This window comes from Actinomycetospora lutea, from assembly GCF_028737205.1.
GTDB classification, from domain to species: Bacteria; Actinomycetota; Actinomycetes; order Mycobacteriales; family Pseudonocardiaceae; genus Actinomycetospora; species Actinomycetospora lutea.
Genome location: NZ_JAQZAL010000036.1, coordinates 44,212 through 60,039, shown reverse-complemented (window position 1 = coordinate 60,039; position 15,828 = coordinate 44,212). Strand labels below are relative to the sequence as shown.

Annotated in this window: 16 protein-coding genes; 6 read left to right on the top strand and 10 right to left on the bottom strand. The window is 73.9% G+C overall.

Features of this window, described 5'->3' with window-relative positions; genetic code table 11:
• Positions 1–58 precede the first annotated feature (58 nt).
• Positions 59–763: a DUF4383 domain-containing protein gene (locus PHK61_RS27850; RefSeq protein ID WP_274284283.1), complete on the bottom strand. Its 705-nt coding sequence runs from the start codon at positions 761–763 to the stop codon at positions 59–61.
• A gap of 197 nt (positions 764–960) precedes the next feature.
• Between PHK61_RS27850 and PHK61_RS27845 the strand changes: the two genes are divergently transcribed.
• Complete coding sequence (locus PHK61_RS27845; RefSeq protein ID WP_274284282.1) at positions 961–1,929, top strand: DUF8129 domain-containing protein; 969 nt, start codon at positions 961–963, stop codon at positions 1,927–1,929.
• Between the two features lie 83 nt (positions 1,930–2,012).
• Here PHK61_RS27845 and PHK61_RS27840 read toward each other — a convergent pair whose 3' ends face one another.
• The 5 genes from PHK61_RS27840 to PHK61_RS27820 form a co-directional block, all read right to left on the bottom strand.
• Positions 2,013–2,438 (bottom strand): hypothetical protein, encoded by a 426-nt coding sequence (locus PHK61_RS27840; protein WP_274284281.1) that lies wholly within the window; start codon positions 2,436–2,438, stop codon positions 2,013–2,015.
• Positions 2,435–2,668 (bottom strand): hypothetical protein, encoded by a 234-nt coding sequence (locus tag PHK61_RS27835; RefSeq protein WP_274284280.1) that lies wholly within the window; start codon positions 2,666–2,668, stop codon positions 2,435–2,437. Before PHK61_RS27835 ends, PHK61_RS27840 begins: the two co-directional genes overlap by 4 nt.
• A gap of 143 nt (positions 2,669–2,811) precedes the next feature.
• Entirely contained in the window at positions 2,812–3,990 is a 1,179-nt protein-coding gene (locus tag PHK61_RS27830; RefSeq protein ID WP_274284279.1) for a 2Fe-2S iron-sulfur cluster-binding protein, read from the bottom strand.
• Positions 3,987–5,882 (bottom strand): NAD(P)H-dependent oxidoreductase subunit E, encoded by a 1,896-nt coding sequence (locus PHK61_RS27825; RefSeq protein ID WP_274284278.1) that lies wholly within the window; start codon positions 5,880–5,882, stop codon positions 3,987–3,989. Before PHK61_RS27825 ends, PHK61_RS27830 begins: the two co-directional genes overlap by 4 nt.
• A 3-nt stretch (positions 5,883–5,885) precedes the next feature.
• Positions 5,886–7,847, bottom strand: coding sequence for a molybdopterin oxidoreductase family protein (locus PHK61_RS27820; RefSeq protein WP_274284277.1), 1,962 nt, complete (start codon positions 7,845–7,847; stop codon positions 5,886–5,888).
• A 196-nt stretch (positions 7,848–8,043) separates the two neighbouring features.
• On the opposite strand from PHK61_RS27820, the gene PHK61_RS27815 reads away from it, so the two are divergent.
• Genes PHK61_RS27815 through PHK61_RS27805 form a run of 3 tightly spaced genes read left to right on the top strand, consistent with a single transcriptional unit; the run spans position 8,044 to position 10,559 of the window.
• Positions 8,044–8,556 (top strand): hypothetical protein, encoded by a 513-nt coding sequence (locus tag PHK61_RS27815; protein WP_274284276.1) that lies wholly within the window; start codon positions 8,044–8,046, stop codon positions 8,554–8,556.
• Between the two features lie 58 nt (positions 8,557–8,614).
• A complete protein-coding gene (locus tag PHK61_RS27810) occupies positions 8,615–9,493 on the top strand; it encodes an SDR family oxidoreductase (RefSeq protein ID WP_420791449.1) in 879 nt (292 codons plus the stop codon).
• 46 nt (positions 9,494–9,539) lie between these two features.
• A complete protein-coding gene (locus tag PHK61_RS27805) occupies positions 9,540–10,559 on the top strand; it encodes an NAD-dependent formate dehydrogenase (protein WP_274284275.1) in 1,020 nt (339 codons plus the stop codon).
• A gap of 55 nt (positions 10,560–10,614) precedes the next feature.
• Here PHK61_RS27805 and PHK61_RS27800 read toward each other — a convergent pair whose 3' ends face one another.
• The gene (locus PHK61_RS27800; RefSeq protein WP_274284274.1) at positions 10,615–11,802 is read right to left on the bottom strand and encodes a fatty acid desaturase family protein; all 1,188 of its coding nucleotides are present in this window, start codon (positions 11,800–11,802) and stop codon (positions 10,615–10,617) included.
• A gap of 286 nt (positions 11,803–12,088) precedes the next feature.
• Here PHK61_RS27800 and PHK61_RS27795 point away from each other — a divergent pair, with 286 nt between their 5' ends.
• On the top strand, positions 12,089–13,579 hold the full coding sequence (locus PHK61_RS27795) for a serine/threonine-protein kinase (RefSeq protein ID WP_274284273.1): 1,491 nt from the start codon (positions 12,089–12,091) through the stop codon (positions 13,577–13,579).
• A 6-nt stretch (positions 13,580–13,585) separates the two neighbouring features.
• Here PHK61_RS27795 and PHK61_RS27790 read toward each other — a convergent pair whose 3' ends face one another.
• From PHK61_RS27790 to PHK61_RS27780, 3 genes are all read right to left on the bottom strand, one after another.
• Complete coding sequence (locus PHK61_RS27790; protein ID WP_274284272.1) at positions 13,586–13,741, bottom strand: hypothetical protein; 156 nt, start codon at positions 13,739–13,741, stop codon at positions 13,586–13,588.
• 232 nt (positions 13,742–13,973) lie between these two features.
• A complete protein-coding gene (locus tag PHK61_RS27785; protein ID WP_274284271.1) occupies positions 13,974–14,297 on the bottom strand; it encodes a hypothetical protein in 324 nt (107 codons plus the stop codon).
• Positions 14,298–14,377: 80 nt separating this feature from the next.
• Positions 14,378–15,487 carry a multicopper oxidase family protein gene (locus PHK61_RS27780; RefSeq protein ID WP_274284270.1) on the bottom strand — a complete coding sequence of 370 codons (1,110 nt, stop codon included), beginning with the start codon at positions 15,485–15,487 and terminating at the stop codon, positions 14,378–14,380.
• On the opposite strand from PHK61_RS27780, the gene PHK61_RS27775 reads away from it, so the two are divergent.
• Complete coding sequence (locus tag PHK61_RS27775) at positions 15,486–15,767, top strand: PspC domain-containing protein (protein ID WP_274284269.1); 282 nt, start codon at positions 15,486–15,488, stop codon at positions 15,765–15,767. The genes PHK61_RS27780 and PHK61_RS27775 overlap by 2 nt on opposite strands.
• Positions 15,768–15,828: the final 61 nt, after the last annotated feature.

Genomic DNA, 15,828 nt, shown 5'->3' with positions numbered 1-15,828 from the left:
ATCATCGACTTCAAGATCAACCACTTGAAGTTCAACGCTGGCTGACGCTACCGAGGGATCAGTCCCGCCGGTCCGCCGGGTGCGGCTCGGTGCGTCCCTTGTTCACGTCGGAGTCGCGGCTGGGCTCGGGCTGCTCCGGGGTCGGGCCCTGCGGCGGGTCCTCGCCGGTCTGCGGCAGGAGCCCGGGGTAGGGCAGCGACCCGGGCGGCGGCTCGACGATGCGCGCGCTGGAGATCATCACGGTGATGAACCCGAGGATCGCCAGCACCCCGTGCAGGACGAGGTCGGGGGTGTTCAGCGCGAGGACCGTCGCGGTGCCGGTGTTGAGGCTGTAGGCCGCGCCGAACACGAACAGCAGCACGTAGACGACCGCCTGGCCGCCGGCGAAGAACCGCAGCCAGGTGCGCCGGCGCAGGCTGACGGCCGCGAGGACGGCGGTGACCAGCAGCAGCACGCTGTGCGCCGGGTTGAGGCGCAGGGCGAGGAACGTGTCCTGGGTCTGCTCGGTGAACGCGGCGCCCCAGGTCATGACGAGCCCGGCCACGCCCACGATCGCGAGCACCACGGCCTCGCCGGCGACGATCGCCGTCGCGATGCGCCCCAGGAGCCCCTCGTGGGGCACCGACGGGAGGGGGTTGCCCTGCTCGTCCCGGCTGGGAGGGGCGTAGGGGCCCGCGCCGCGGCCGTGCTGGTCGTGCTGTCCGGGTGCGCCGGTCGTGTCGGGATGGGGCGGTTCACCGTGGCGGTTCGTCGGCTGCGACATGGGCGCAGGGGTGCCCGGCTGGCGGGCCCGCGCGAACCCGCAGCGCACGGATCGATCCGGCCGCATCACGAATACGCGGCCGACCCACGTGGTAGCCGATGGGCGACCGGTCGGTAGGCCGGATTCCACCGTGCGTCGCGGGCACCCCGCGACGACGAGGACGCGAACGAGAACCCGATCCGTTCACGAGGAGAAGTGTGAGCACGAAGGCCGACATGATCGCCCAGCTGCGCTCGATGCTGCAGCTGACGCAGACCGAGGTCCAGGTCGCGCGCATCCGCGTCGCGCAGGCGCGGACCGAGGCCGTGCGCAAGGAGCTCACGGAGAACGCGCGCAACGCCGAGCGCCGCACCGACGAGATCGGCCGCGAGCTGCAGCGCCTCGGTGGGGTCGCCGACGTCGTCTCGCCACTGGTGGGACGCGTGGGTGCCGTCGTCAAGGGCACCATCGAGCAGGCGGGCCCGCTCGACGAGGCGCTGCTCGGTGACCTCACGCTCGAGCACCAGCTGCGCGACCGCGCCGTCTACCTGCGCGGGCTCGCCGAGGCCGCCCAGGACGCCGGCGTGCGCAAGCTCGCCGACCGCCTGGAGAAGGCGCACAGCGCCACCATCGAGTGGCTGACCACCGTGCTCGCCGAGCACGCGCTGGGCGGCCCGCCCGCGCTGAAGCCGACCCCGGTGCAGCTGGTCGTCGGCGGGGCCACGCGTGCCGTGCGGCTGCCGGTGAACTTCGCCCGCGAGCAGGTCAGCCGGTGGGTCAGCCGTCTGCAGCAGAGCGGCGACCAGGTGCGCGCGGTCGTCACCGACACCGCCGGGCGGGCCATCCGCCTCGGCGAGGACGCCCGGGACGTCGTGACCACCGGTCGCGACGCCGCGCTGGACCGCGCCGAGCAGGTCAGCCGCCGCGAGGGGGCGACCGACGCCGCGCAGGTCCTGCACGAGGCCCGCACGCGCCTCGGCGCGCTGCACGCCTCCGAGCTGCCGATCCCGGACTACGACGGCCTCGGCGCCAACGACGCCGTCGCGAAGATCAAGCAGCTCGACGACATCGAGGACCTCAACAAGGTCATCGTCTACGAAGAGGCGAACAAGAACCGCTCGGGTGTCGTCTCCGCGGCCCAGACGCGCCACGCCGCGCTGGCCCAGGAGCTCGTCGGCATCCGCTGAGCGAGGCGCACCACCGCGACCGGCCGGGTCCCCCGTGGGGGCCCGGCCGGTCGCGCGTGGGTGCTCGGAGGGTGTGCGGTGCGTCAGCCCCGGACCGCGCCCACGATCGCCGCGACGATCAGGACGAGCGCGAGCACGAGGAGCGCGACGGGGGACAGGACCGCCAGCAGGATCAGCAGCAGCCCGATCAGCACCTTGGTCGTGGTGCTCATGGCCGACACCGCGCCCTTGATCGCGGCCCAGACAGGGTTCTTGCCCTGCATGGCCGCGAGGCCCGCCCGCATCGCCGCGGTCATGCCGATGCCTCCGGGGTTCTGGGCGAAGTCCTGGAGCTTGTCCGCGAGCTCGTCGACCTTGTCCACCGCCGCGGCCGCGAGCCGGTCGATGAGGGCGACCGCGATGCGCTCGAGCCGCTGGCCGTTCGTCAGCGCGGCGGGCGGGCCTGCCGCGCCCCCCGTCGGGGCCGGCGCCGTGTCCGTCGCCGGGGCCGGTGCGGTCGCCGTGGTCACGCCTGGGCCTGCGCCCGCCGGGCGAGCGCGAGCCCGTCACGCATGCCCTCGGCGTAGGACCGGGTCTCCCGTTCCTCGACCGACGGTTCCTCCGTCGGCTCGCTCTCGATGAGCGTGGTCAGCACCGATTCGACGTCCTCCACGCGGCCGGCCTCGACGAGCTGGTGCAGGCCCTCCACCACCTCATCCGTTCTGTCCTTCTTGCGTGACCTGCTCTGCGACACCGCCACGGCCGACTCCTTTCGTCGAGGCCGAGCACCCGATTGTGCACACCTCATCAGGCGTGTTCCCCGTCCAGAAGGTCCGCCACGGCGATGGCAACCCTTGGCCGCGCGTGTTCGGCCGGACGCTGTCGGTGACAGGGCCGGACGGCTCAGAGGTTCTGGACGTGCTGGAACCCGAACCGCCCCTTGATGCACAGGTGTCCGTGGGTCACGGAGTGGTCCGAGGGGCTGGTGACGTTCACGATCTCGTTCTGCTGGACGTGCAGCTCCAGGTTGCAGCCGACCCCGCAGAACGAGCAGATCGTGGTCGTCACGGTCTCCTCCTCGGGGTGCCAGTCGTCGGCCTCGCGCAGGTCGTACTCGCGGCGGGACACCAGCGCGCCGGTGGGGCACACGCCGATGCAGTTGCCGCAGTAGACGCACGCCGACTCGGGCAGCGGGGCGTCGAACTCCGTGGCGATGCGGGCGTCGAACCCGCGCCCGGCCGCGGCGATCGCGAAGGTGAACTGCGCGTCGGTGCCGCAGGCGTTGACGCACTTGTAGCACATGATGCAGCGCGAGTAGTCCCGCACGTAGAGCTCGTTGTCGACCTTGACCGGCTGCGCGACGGTGGCCGCGGTGGCCCCGTCGACGGGGTGGTGGTGGCCCGCGTGGCGACGGTCGCGCTCGCCGGCCGCGGCGGGCTCGGCGAACGGCCCGTACCGCTCGGTGTCGACGCCGTACTCGGCCATCCAGCGCTGGACGTCCGCGCTCGCGCGGTCCATCGCCACCGACGAGCCCAGCAGCTCGAGCACCATGCGCCGGCTGTGGCGGACCTTGTCGGTGTCGGTGCGGACCACCATGCCGTCCTCGCACTTGCGCGCGCAGGACGGCACCAGCGTGCGCGAGCCCTCCACCTCGACCACGCAGACGCGGCAGGCGTTGATCGGGTCCATGTTCGGCGCCCAGCACAACGTCGGGGTGTCGGCCTGCTCCGGGGTGCCCTCCTCGTGCAGGGCGCCGAGGATGGTCGTGCCCTCGGGCACCCGGACCTCCCGCCCGTCGAGGCTCACCGTCACCCGGCGGCGGATCTGGCCGAGCATCACCGGGCCGGAGCCCAGCCGCTCCTCGGGCCCGCGGGTCGGCGCCACCGGGTCGATCACGGTCGGCCCGACCGGCGCGGGGACTTCGGTGTCGCCGTCGGTGCGCTCGCCCGGCGGCGGGCCGGTCTCCGTGGTCGTGGCGACGGCGGCGCCGCCCGACGCCTCGGTGGTCCCGTCGATCGGCTCGTCCGCGGGCGCGGCCGATCCGCCCTCCGGTCCGACCGGTCCTTTGCCCGTGGTGGTCATGTGCGCACCTTTCCGTTGGGGGACCGGCTCGGGCGGTCGAGCAGCCCGAGGTCCAGCGCCGAGGTGATGGCCGCGGGAGCGGTCTGGCCCAGGCCGCAGATCGAGGCGTCCCGCATCACCTGGGCCAGGTCGGCGAGCAGGGCCACCTCGGTCTCGCGGGAGCCGATCGGCGCGTCGCGCTCGAGGCGCGCCAGCGCCTCCTCCTGCCGCACGGTGCCGACGCGGCACGGCACGCACTGCCCGCACGACTCGTCGCGGAAGAACGCGGCGATCCGGCGCAGCGTGCCGGTGAGGTGGGCGTGGGTGTCGAACACCAGCACGACGCCCGATCCGAGCGTCGCCCCGATGTCGCGCGCGCCCTCGAGGGTGAGCGCGACGTCGAGGTTCTCGGGCATGACGAACCCGCCCGCGGCGCCGCCGAGCAGCACGGTGCGCAGCTCACCCCGCGCGCCGCCGGCGAGGTCGAGCAGCTCCCGCAGCGTCGTGCCGAACTCGACCTCGTAGACGCCCGGCGCCCCGACGGCCCCGGACACGCAGAAGAGCTTGGTGCCCGTGGAGCGCCCGCCGCCGATCTCGGCGAACGCCTGCCCGCCGATGTCGAGGATGCCCAGCACGTTGTAGAGGGTCTCGACGTTGTTGATCGCGGTCGGCTTGCCGAACAGGCCGGCGACGCTCGGGAACGGCGGCTTGTTGCGCGGCTCGCCGCGGAAGCCCTCGATCGACTCGAGCAGCGCGGTCTCCTCGCCGCAGATGTAGGCCCCGGCGCCGCGGCGCAGCTCGATGTCGAAGGCGAAGCCCTCGCCCATGACGTCCTCGCCGAGGAAACCGCGGGCGCGGGCGGCCTCGATGGCGTGGCGCAGGCGCCGGGTGGCCAGCGGGTACTCGCCGCGGATGTAGAGGTAGCCGGTGCGCGAGCCGGTCACGTACCCCGCGATCGTCATGGCCTCGATGAGCCCGAACGGGTCGGACTCCATGAGCACGCGGTCCTTGAACGTGCCGGGCTCGGACTCGTCGGCGTTGCAGACCAGGTAGTGCGGGCGCTCCGGGGCGCCGGCGACGCCCTTCCACTTGACGCCCGTCGGGAACGCGGCGCCGCCGCGCCCCGTGAGCGAGGAGTCCTCGAGCTCGGTGATGACCCGCGTCGGGCCGAACTCGACCGCCCGGCGCAGCGCCCCGTAGCCGCCGTGCGCCCGGTAGTCGTCGAGGCTCTCGGGGTCGACGACCCCGATGCGGCGCAGCAGCCGCAGCGGGGCGCCGCTGGGCAGGCGGGCCCCCGGTCCGGACTGGGGCACGCTGACCCGCGTGTCGTCGAAGACCGTGTCGGCGGTGTCGGCGGCGCCCGGGTCGGCCGACCGCGCCGCGGCCAGGACGGCGTCGGGGGTGGCCGGCGCCTGGCTGAGGTCGGGCTCGCCGGTGCGCTGGTGGAGCACCGCCGGCGCCCGCTCGCACAGCCCGAGGCAGGGGCTGCGCACCCAGCACGCCTGCTCACCGACGCCCTCGGGGCCGAGCGCGTCGGCGAGCGTGGAGATGATCTCCTCGCCGCCGTACGGGCCGCACGCCACGTCGTCGCACACGTGCACGACCCGCGGCGCCCGGGGCTCCACGGAGAACATCGCGTAGAACGTCGCGACCCCGTAGATCTCCGCGGGCGGGACCGACAGCGTGCGCGCCACGTGGTTGAGCGCGCCCTCGGAGATCCAGCCGACGGCGTCGTGCACGGCGTGCAGCACCGGCAGCAGCAGGTGCCGGCGGGCGCGGGCGTCGTGGCCCGCGTGGTGCGAGCGCGTCGGCCGGTCCTCCCGGCTCGACGGGCTCACCAGGGCGCCGAAGGCCGCGTCGATCGTGTCGCGCTCGACGGTGGTGGGCTCGGCCTTCGAGAGGTGCAGATCCATCCGTCAGCTTCCTGCCACCGGGAGTGCGGTGGCCCGCTCGGTTGTCGATGACCCCGCGTCCGCCAGTCTCTCCACCCGGATCGCCGTGGCCTTGAACTCCGAGGTCCCCGACTTGGGGTCCCAGGCGTCGTTGGTCAGCACGTTGACGTCCACCTCCTCGGTGAAGTGGGGCGTGAACGACGCCAGCCCCGGGCGCAGGGACGGATCCACGGCGATCGGCGCCTCGACGGCACCGCGCCGCGAGACCACCCGCACGCGCTCGCCGTCGGCGATGCCCAGGCGGGCGGCGTCGTCGGCGTCGATGCGCAGCGACTCGCGGCGGCGCAGCGGCGAGGAGTACCCGCCGGTCTGCACCCCGGAGTTGTAGGCGTCGAGCACCCGCACGGTGGTCAGGCGGATGGGGAACTCGTCGTCGAGGGCGTCGACGGGCGCGACGTGCTCCACCGGCGTGAACGGGGCCGGGCGGCCCCGGTCGGCGGGGTCGTCGGCCCACAGCCGGGCGTGCATGAGCGGCGTGCCCGGGTGGTCCAGCGACGGGCACGGCCACTGGATGCCGCCGAGGGCGTCGAGCCGCTCGTAGCTCATGCCGGCGTGCCAGTTGAGCGAGACCGAGCGCAGCTCGTCCCACACCTCCTCGGCCGTGGGCTCGCCCCAGTCGTGGCCGAGCGCGGTGGCCAGCGCGCAGATGATGTGGGTGTCCGGTCGCGCCTGGCCGGGCGGGTCGATCGCCTTGCGGACGCGCTGGACCCGCCGCTCGGAGTTGGTGACGGTGCCCTCGTACTCGCACCAGTCGGCCGTCGCCGGGAACACGACGTCGGCGAGCTGGGCGGTGGCCGTGAGGAAGATGTCCTGCACGATCAGGCAGTCCAGCTCGGAGAGCAGGTGCCGGGCGTGGGCGGCGTTGGCCTCGGACTCGGCGGGGTTCTCGCCGATGCAGTACAGCGCGCGCAGCTCGCCGCGCTCCATCGCCTCGAACATCTGCGAGAGGTGCATGCCGGGCCGGGGGTCGAGCGTCACCGGGTGCTCGGGTGTCGACCAGGCCGTCTCGAAGCGGTGGCGGGCCTCGTCGTCACCGAGGTCGTAGCCGCCGGGCAGCTTGGCCGGGATCGAGCCCATGTCGCCGCCGCCCTGCACGTTGTTCTGCCCGCGCAGGGGCACCAGCCCCGAGCCGTAGCGGCCGACGTGCCCGGTGAGCAGCGCGAGGTTGATCAGCGCGAACACGTAGTCGGCGGCGTTGTGGTGCTCGGTGATGCCGAGCGTCCAGCAGATCTGGGCGCGGTCGGCCCGCGCGTAGGCGTGCGCCAGCTCCTTGATGGAGGCGGCGGGCACGCCGGTGATCTCCTCGGTGCGCTCGAGCGTGTAGGGCTCGACCGACGCGACGTAGTCGTCGAAGCCGGAGGTCGACCGGTCGACGAAGGTGTGGTTCACCAGCCCCGCGTGGATGATCTCGCGCCCGATCGCGTTGGCCAGCGCGATGTCGGTGCCGACGTCGAGGCCGAGCCAGGCGTCGGCCCAGTGCGCGGTCGAGGTGTGGCGCGGGTCGACCGAGTACATCCGGGCGCCGTTGCGGAGCCCCTGCAGCACGTGGTGGAAGAAGATCGGGTGGGTCTCACGCGCGTTGGAGCCCCACAGCACGAGCAGGTCGGCGTGTTCCGCCTCCACGTAGGCGGAGGTGCCGCCGCCGGCACCGAACACCGTCGTCAGACCGACGACACTGGGAGCGTGTCAAGTGCGGTTGCAGCTGTCGACGTTGTTGCTGCCCATCACCACCCGCGAGAACTTCTGCGCGGCGTAGTTCATCTCGTTGGTGGCCTTCGAGCAGCTGAACATGCCGAAGGCGTCGGGGGAGACGCCGCGCAGGCCCGCGGCCGCGCGTTGCAGCGCCTCGTCCCAGCTCGCCGGTCGGAGCTCGCCGTTCTCGCGGACCTGGGGTTGCGTGATCCGGACGTGGCGTGGCTTGCGCATGCTCGGGCCTCCTGAACGCTGTTGCCGCGGCCACCACTGTAGGTGTCGTTGCGAGGCGCGTCACACGGGGATTTCGTGCTGGGAAACTTTGTTTCCTGGCTCCCCCGCCGACGTCCGGAAGGTCCTTTCCGCTCACCTGTTCGGAGGTGCAGGCTTCGGGGTATCGGGGGAGACACACGCATCGAGGAGGAGCGAGATGGCGGGCAACCCGAGGGTCGAGCAGGTGGTCGAGCAGGTCCGGAGCCTGAACGAGCAGATCGTCGATCGCGCCCGTCAGGGCGGCGAGGAGTCGCTGCGGGCGTACAAGGAGCTCCTGGAGAACCTCGCCGAGGCCGAGGAGGCCGCCGGCGACCGCACGGCGGAGTGGGTGCAGGCGTTCGCGCGTGCCCAGGCGTCCTTCACCCGCGAGCTGGCCGAGGCCTTCCCCGCCCTGCTGCAGCGCCTGGGCCAGGGCTTCAGCGGCGTGACCGGGGCGGCCGCGCAGCAGGCGCGTCGGGTGCCGGGCGTGGCGGCGGCCGAGGGCGAGGCCAAGGGCGCGGTCTCGGTCGAGGAGGACCTGCCGATCACGGGCTACGACGACCTCAACGCGGCCGACGCCGCCAAGGCGGTCGACGGGCTGTCGGCGACCGACCTGGGCAAGGTCGACGCCTACGAGCGGCGCACCAAGAACCGCAAGACGGTGCTCGACAAGATCGCGTCGCTGCGCTGACGGGACGGCACCCGGGTCCGGGGTTTCGGGCCCGGGTGCGGTCGTCAAGCCGTCGGTCATGACCACGGACCAGTCGTCGGACCAGTCGTCGGACCAGCCCCCGCCGCAGGAGCAGACCCACCCCGGCAGCACCGGGGCGATGGAGCCCGAGCCGGCCGACGAGATGCGCGGCTACGTCGGCCGCGACCTGCTCGCCGGCCGCAAGGCTCTGATCACCGGCGGCGACTCGGGCATCGGGCGCGCCGTGGCGGTCGCGTTCGCCGAGGAGGGCGCCGACGTCGCCATCAGCTACCTCTCCGAGGGCGACGACGCCACGCACACCCAGCAGCTGGTCGAGGCCAAGGGCCGCCGGTGCGTCCGGCTGCCCGGCGACATCGCCGAGCGCGACCACTGCGCCCGCATGGTCGAGCGCGCGGTCGACGAGCTCGGCGGGCTCGACCTGCTGGTCAACAACGCCGCGGTGCAGACCCCGGTGGACGGTCCCGAGGAGCTCTCCGACGAGCAGTGGGACCGCACGTTCGCCACGAACGTCTCGAGCTTCTTCTGGATCACCAAGGACGCGCTCCCGCACCTCGGCGAGGGGGCCGCGATCATCAACACCGGCTCGGTCAACGGGCTGCGCGGCAACAGGTCGCTGCTCGACTACTCCGCGGCCAAGGGCGCGGTGCACGCGCTGACCATGTCGCTGTCCCAGCAGCTGCTCCCGCGCGGCATCCGGGTCAACTGCGTGGCGCCCGGCCCGGTGTGGACGCCGCTGATCCCGGCCACCATGCCCGAGGACAAGGTCGACTCCTTCGGCGCCCAGGCCCCGATCGGCCGCGCCGCCTCGCCCGACGAGATCGCCCCGTCGTACGTGTTCTTCGCCGCCGACCGGCTCTCGTCGTACTACAGCGGCGAGGTCCTGGCCCCGGCCGGCGGCGAGACGCATCCCGGCTGACGGCACACCCGGTGTCCCGGACGGCGGGCGTCGGGTAGCCGACCGCATGAAGGTCGTCTACGTGTCCTACCCGCCGTCCGACGCCGCCGGGGGCGACGTCCCGGCGAGCGCCGACAACGCGCTCGGGCTGCGGGAGTTCCTCACCTCCCGCGGCCACGACCTCGTCACCACCACCGACACCGGTGCGGGCCTCGACGAGGAGCTCGCCGGCGCCGAGGTGCTGATCACGACGCCCTTCTGGCCCGTCTACCTCGACGCCGAGCGGGTCTCGACGGCGGCGGACCTCCGGCTGGTCATCACCGCCGGCGTCGGCTCCGACCACACCGACCCCGAGACCGCCCGGCAGCACGGCATCACGGTCGCCGAGGTCACCGGCAGCAACGTCGTCAGCGTCGCCGAGCACAACGTGCTGCAGATCCTGGCGCTCGTGCGCAACTTCGTCCCGGCCCACGCGAACGCCCGCGAGGGTGGCTGGGACGTGGCGGGGGTGGCCGCGTCGTCGCACGACCTCGAGGGCAAGACCGTCGGCATCGTCGGGCTCGGCGCCATCGGGGCCCGCACGGCGCTGCGGCTCAAGGGATTCGACGTGCGGACGCTCTACTACGCCAACCACCGGCGCTCGCCGGCCGAGGAGGAGACGCTCGGCGTGCGCTACGCCCGGCTCGACACGCTGGTGCGCGAGTCGGACGTCATCTGCCTGGCGCTGCCGCTGATGGAGGGCAGCCAGGCGCTGTTCGGTCCCGAGCGCCTGCAGGCGATGAAGCCGGGCGCCTGGCTGGTCAACACCGCGCGCGGCGCCATCGTCGACCGGGACGCGCTGGTGGAGGCGCTGGAGTCCGGGCACCTCGCGGGGTACGCCGGCGACACCTGGTACCCCCAGCCGGCGCCCGCCGACCACCCCTGGCGCTCGCTGCCCGAGGGCTCCGAGGCCATGACGATCCACTGCTCGGGCATGACGCTGGAGGCGCAGGACCGGATCGCCGAGGGTGTGCGCGAGATGCTCGAGGCGCACCTCGACGGCGAGCCCCTGCCCGACGACTTCGTGATGGTGTCGCCCGACCGCTGAGGTACGTGAGCGAACTTCGGGGCTATCGCCCCGAAGTTCGCTCACAGACGGGGCGTCAGGCGGCCACCGGCTCCTCGGCGCGGGTCTGCGCGCGCGGGGCCGGGACGTCGGCGGCCGGGGCGGGCGGCGTCTCGCGGCCGGTCAGGCGGTCGACGAAGCGCTTGAGCTCGCCCGCCACCGGCAACGAGAGCTTCCAGATCGACCGCGTCGACTGCCAGAACTGCCGCGGGAACGGCCCGGTCGTGTAGGGCAGGTCCCAGCGCGCGCAGATGTCGCGCACCTTCTCCGCGATCTCCGGGTAGCGGTTCGACGGCAGGTCGGGGAAGAGGTGGTGCTCGATCTGGTAGCCCAGGTTGCCGCTCATGAGGTGCATGAGCCGGCCGCCGGTGAAGTTCGCCGACCCGAGCAGCTGGCGCAGGTACCACTCGCCCCACGTCTCGCCGTCCAGCTCCTCCTCGGTGAACACCTCGGCCCCGTCCGGGAAGTGGCCGCAGAAGATGATCGCGTAGGACCACACGTTGCGGACCAGGTTGGCCGTCGCGTTCGCCGCGATCGTCGCCGGGAAGAACGGGCCGGACAGCGCCGGGAAGAACACGTAGTCCTTGAGGGCCTGCTTGCCGGCCTTGCGCCCGATCTGGCGCAGCTTGGCCTTCATCTCCTCGGGGTCGGCGTCCATCGTCGCGGCGCCCTCGATGTCGAGGTCGTGCAGCGCGACGCCCCACTGGAACAGGAACATCAGCAGCGCGTTGTAGAGCGGCTGGCCCAGGTAGTACGGGTGCCACGGCTGGTCGGAGCGGACGCGCAGGATCTCGTACCCGACGTCCTTGTCCTTGCCGATGACGTTCGTATAGGTGTGGTGCAGGTAGTTGTGGGAGTGCTTCCACTGCTCGGCCGGGCAGACGTTGTCCCACTCCCACTGCGCCGAGTGGATCTCCGGATCGTTCATCCAGTCCCACTGGCCGTGCATGACGTTGTGGCCGATCTCCATGTTCTCGAGGATCTTGGAGGCGGCCAGGGCGGCGGTGCCGGCGATCCAGAGCGGCGGCAGGATGCTGCCGACGAGCGCGACGCGCCCGCCGGTCTCGAGCCGGCGCTGGAGCCTGATGACCCGCCGGATGTAGGCGGCGTCGTCCTCGCCGCGCGAGGCCTCGACCTCGCGCCGGATCGCGTCGAACTCACGCCCGATGGCCGCGACGTCGGCCTCGCTCAGGTGCGTGAACTCCTTGATGTCCGAGATGGCCACGGCGGGGTTCCTCTCTGCGTCGGGGGAGCGGTCGGTACCTGAAGTACTAGGTACCCACGGTACCGATCATGCGACGGCTGCGGGCCGGCGATCGCTGTGTCGCTGGGCACCGAGCGGGGCATGGGCCCCGTCACACGCCGCGGCGGGCGGGTCGCGTGCGGGCGCCCGACGGGGCCGGGCGAGGATGCGTGCCACCCGATCGGGGGGTCCCGGGGTTCCGTCGCCGAATTCGGTAACGGATTGGTCACGGCCCGCGATAGGCGGTCACGGAGCAGAAGGGAGGGGTATGTCGACGCCGACCTCGGTGCCGAACGCCCTCGGCGACGGCCGGGCCACCATCGAGCCCGGACGCCTGGTCGCCGGGCGCTACCTCCTGGTCGCGCCCGTCGGTCGAGGCGGCTCGGGATCCGTCTGGCGGGCCCACGACGAGCTGCTCGACCGCGACGTCGCGATCAAGCGGCTGCACGGGGCCCGGGCGCTCGACGCCCAGCGCGCCCGCCAGATCCGCGACCGCGCCCACCGCGAGGGCCGCGTCGCCGCGCGCCTGCACCACCCGCGGCTCGCCGCGATCTTCGACATGACCGACCTCGACGGCGAGGTCTGCCTGGTCATGGAGTTCGTGGCGGCCCCGTCGCTCGCCGACCTCCTCGACCGCGAGGGCTCCCTGCCGCCCGTGCGCGTCGCGGCCATCGGTGCCCAGATCGCCGAGGGCCTCGCCGCGATGCACGAGCGCGGCATCGTGCACCGCGACGTCAAGCCGGCCAACATCATGATCGGCGCCGGCGACACGGTGACCGTGACCGACTTCGGCATCGCGGTCGTCGACACCGACCCCGGCACCGCCGACCACCTGGTCGCCGGCACGCCCCACTACATGGCGCCCGAGCTCGCGCGCGGCGGCCCGGCCACCGCGGCCGCCGACGTCTTCTCGCTCGGTGCGACCCTCTACGCCGCGCTCGAGGGCGCCCCGCCCGCGGGTGACGGCGGCAACGCGCTCGAGGTGCTCTCCCGCGTCGCCTCCGGGGTCGTCGCCCCGGCCCGGCGCGCGGGCGACCTCACCCCGGTGCTGCGGGTCCTGCTCGACCACGACCCCGCGTGCCGCCCCGACGCGGCCCGCGCTGCACGGATGCTCGCGAGCCACGACCCCGCCCCCGGCGCGGGCACCGCCCTCGGTGCCGTGGCGCCCGCCGCGGCCGTGCGCTCCGACCTGCTCGGGGCCGGCCCCGCCACGCCGGAGCCGTCCACCCCCGACCCCGCCGACGACGCCCGCACCGGCCCGCTCGCGCTGCCCGGACGGGCGCCCGCGCACCGGGGCGCGACCCGGGCGGTCACGCCCGTCCAGACGGGTCCGCGCCGCGTGACCCGGATCGGCCGCCCGAGGCGGCGGGCCGCGGCCGTGGGCGCCGGGCTCGTCGGGGTGCTCGGCGCGGCCGGCATCGTGGCGGCCGCGACGGGCTCGTCCGACCCGACGCCGGTCGCGGCCCCGGACACGGCCGCGCCGGCGCCGATGCCGGTCCCCGTGGCGGCGCCCCCGGTGATCCCGCCGGGCCCCACCACGACCCCGTCGCGCGCCACCCGCTCCGCCACGGCGGACGACGTGGAGGAGGTCGCGTCGTCCACCCGGGCCACGCCGGTCCGCCGCTCGCGCGACGCCTCGGCCGCACGGGCGGCCGCGCAGTGGGAGCGCTGGTTCGAGCGCTGGCGGGCGCAGGCGCGGGCGAACGACGATGGCGACGACGACCGTGCGCGGGGGCGGGCCCGCGGCCGCGACCGCTGAGCCGGTTCAGTCCTCCCGGCGCTCGTCGCGGGCGGGCACCCGCGGCGTGGGCACGCCCCGCTCGTCGCCACGGCCGTCGGTCGGTGGCGCGCTCGGACGTGGACGCACGATGCGCCTGATGCGCGGCTCCTGGATGAGCCGGTCGTCCATACGGTCGCGCATGGTGCCTCCCGGGCGTCCTCGGTGGCGGGGACGTCGAGAGGCGAGGCTACGGCCGGACACCGCACGAGCGCTGTACGTCATTGTGCGTACGTCCGGGTGGCGCCGTCGCCGCTCGTGACGGTGTCGACCTTCACGACGACCGGACCGCCCGGTACGTTCCCGGAACGGGACCGCCGGTGCGGACGAGGGGCCCGCACCGGCGAGGCCCCGTGCCGGGGTGCCGCGGCGACCGTCAGGCGCCGCCGCGCAGCACCTCGCAGAGCACCAGGGGCTCGGCGTCGGCCGGGAGCGCGAGCGGGCGCCAGCGCGGCGCCCGGCGCAGCGCGGGGTCCCTCGTGACCGCCCACCCGTCGGTGGCCGACCAGCGCAGCGCCCGCACCTCGCGGGGCGGGTCGGCGTGCACCCACAGCGTGAATCCCGCGCCCGCCGTGTCGGGCACGGTCTCGACGTCGTCGCCGTCGAGCAGGTCGAGCGCGGTGGCGACGGCCTCCGCACACGCGGTGGCGTGGGACAGCAGCCAGGGTGCGGGAGCGAGGGGAGCGGTCGGGGCGGTCATCGGGGTCACCTCCGGGCGGGCCCTGAGGACGCGGGCACCGCGTGGTTACCGACGAGTATCCCCGCGATCGGAGCGTGCCGTCACTCCGGGTCGTTGTGGGGGTCGCCACCCACGCGGTAGGGCGTGGTGACGCCCTCGTACATGAGGTGGGCGATCAGTCCCTCGCCCGGGTGGGCGAGGTTGTGGCAGTGGTCCATCCACAGCCCGGGGTTGTCGGCCACGAACGCGATGTCGACGCTGTGGCCGTCCTGCACGTCGACGCTGTCTGTCCACCACGGGCTGCCGGTGGCGGGGACGCCGTCGCGCGCGAGCACCACGGCATGGTGGCCGTGCAGGTGCATGGGGTGCAGCTCGCCGCTGCCGTTCTCGATGTGCATCCGGACGACGTCGCCCTCGCGCACGACGTACATCGGCACGTCGGGCCACAGGTGCCCGTTGACCGTCCACCACAGGCCGGGGGTGCCGTCGAGGAACCCGGGGCGACGGCCGATCACGTAGTCGAAGGACCGGTCCGCGGCCGCGGGGTCGAAGGGCAGCGCCGCGGGCGAGCCGTAGTGCAGCGGGTCGAGCTCGCCGGCCGGTCGCGGGGTCGGGGGCAGCGGCCGTCCGAAGGTGACCGCCGACGCGCCGCCGATCTCGACCCGCACGCCCGCGCCGTCGGCGGGGAGGTCGATCTCGAGGTCCGCGCGCCCGCCCGCGGTGACCGCGAGCGAGTCGGTCGAGGGGGTGGGCGCGGCGACCTCGGTGCCGTCGATCGCGGCGAGGCGGTGGGGCGCGCCGCCGACCCACACCTGCACCGGTCCGTTGTCGGTGTTGACGATCCGCACGCGCACCCGCTGCCCCGGCGCGCCCGCGCCCGGCACGTCGCCCTCGAGGCCGTTGACCGTGCGGCGTCCCGCGTACAGATGGGTCAGCGCCGTCGTGTCCGCCACGTCGCCGAGGCCCTCCCGGGGCGTGACGACGAGCGCGCCGAACAGCCCGCCCTTGACCTGCGGGTCGGCGACCTGGTGGGAGTGGTACCAGAACGTGCCGGCCTGGTCGGCGCGGAAGCGGTAGACGAAGGACTGACGATGCGTGACAAGCGGGAGGGTCGGGACACCACCCCGGCGGCCTCGGGGTGCGGACCAGGGTCGAAACCCGGGGCCGACCCGGAGGGCAGCGCCGGCGGGCGGCGGCACGCTCGGTGCCATGACCACACCCCAGTCGAGCACGTCGTCCACCTCCGCCCCCTTCGGCTTCCGCCGCAGCGTCGGTGACCGCTGGATCGCCGGCGTCTGCGGTGGCATCGCCGCCCGCACGGGCCTCGACGTCACCCTCGTGCGCGTCCTCGCGGTACTCCTGGCCGTGTTCGGGCACCTCGTGGGTCTGATCGCCTACCTCGCCGCCTGGGCCCTGGTGCCGGAGGAGGGGTCCGACGAGCGCAGGCCGGCCGCGCCGGCCCCGGCGGACCCGCCGACGAGCACCGTGTGACCTCCGGGCGGGCGCCGGGCGGGCGATCTAGGCTCGCCCGCGTCGTCCCGCCAAAAGGAAG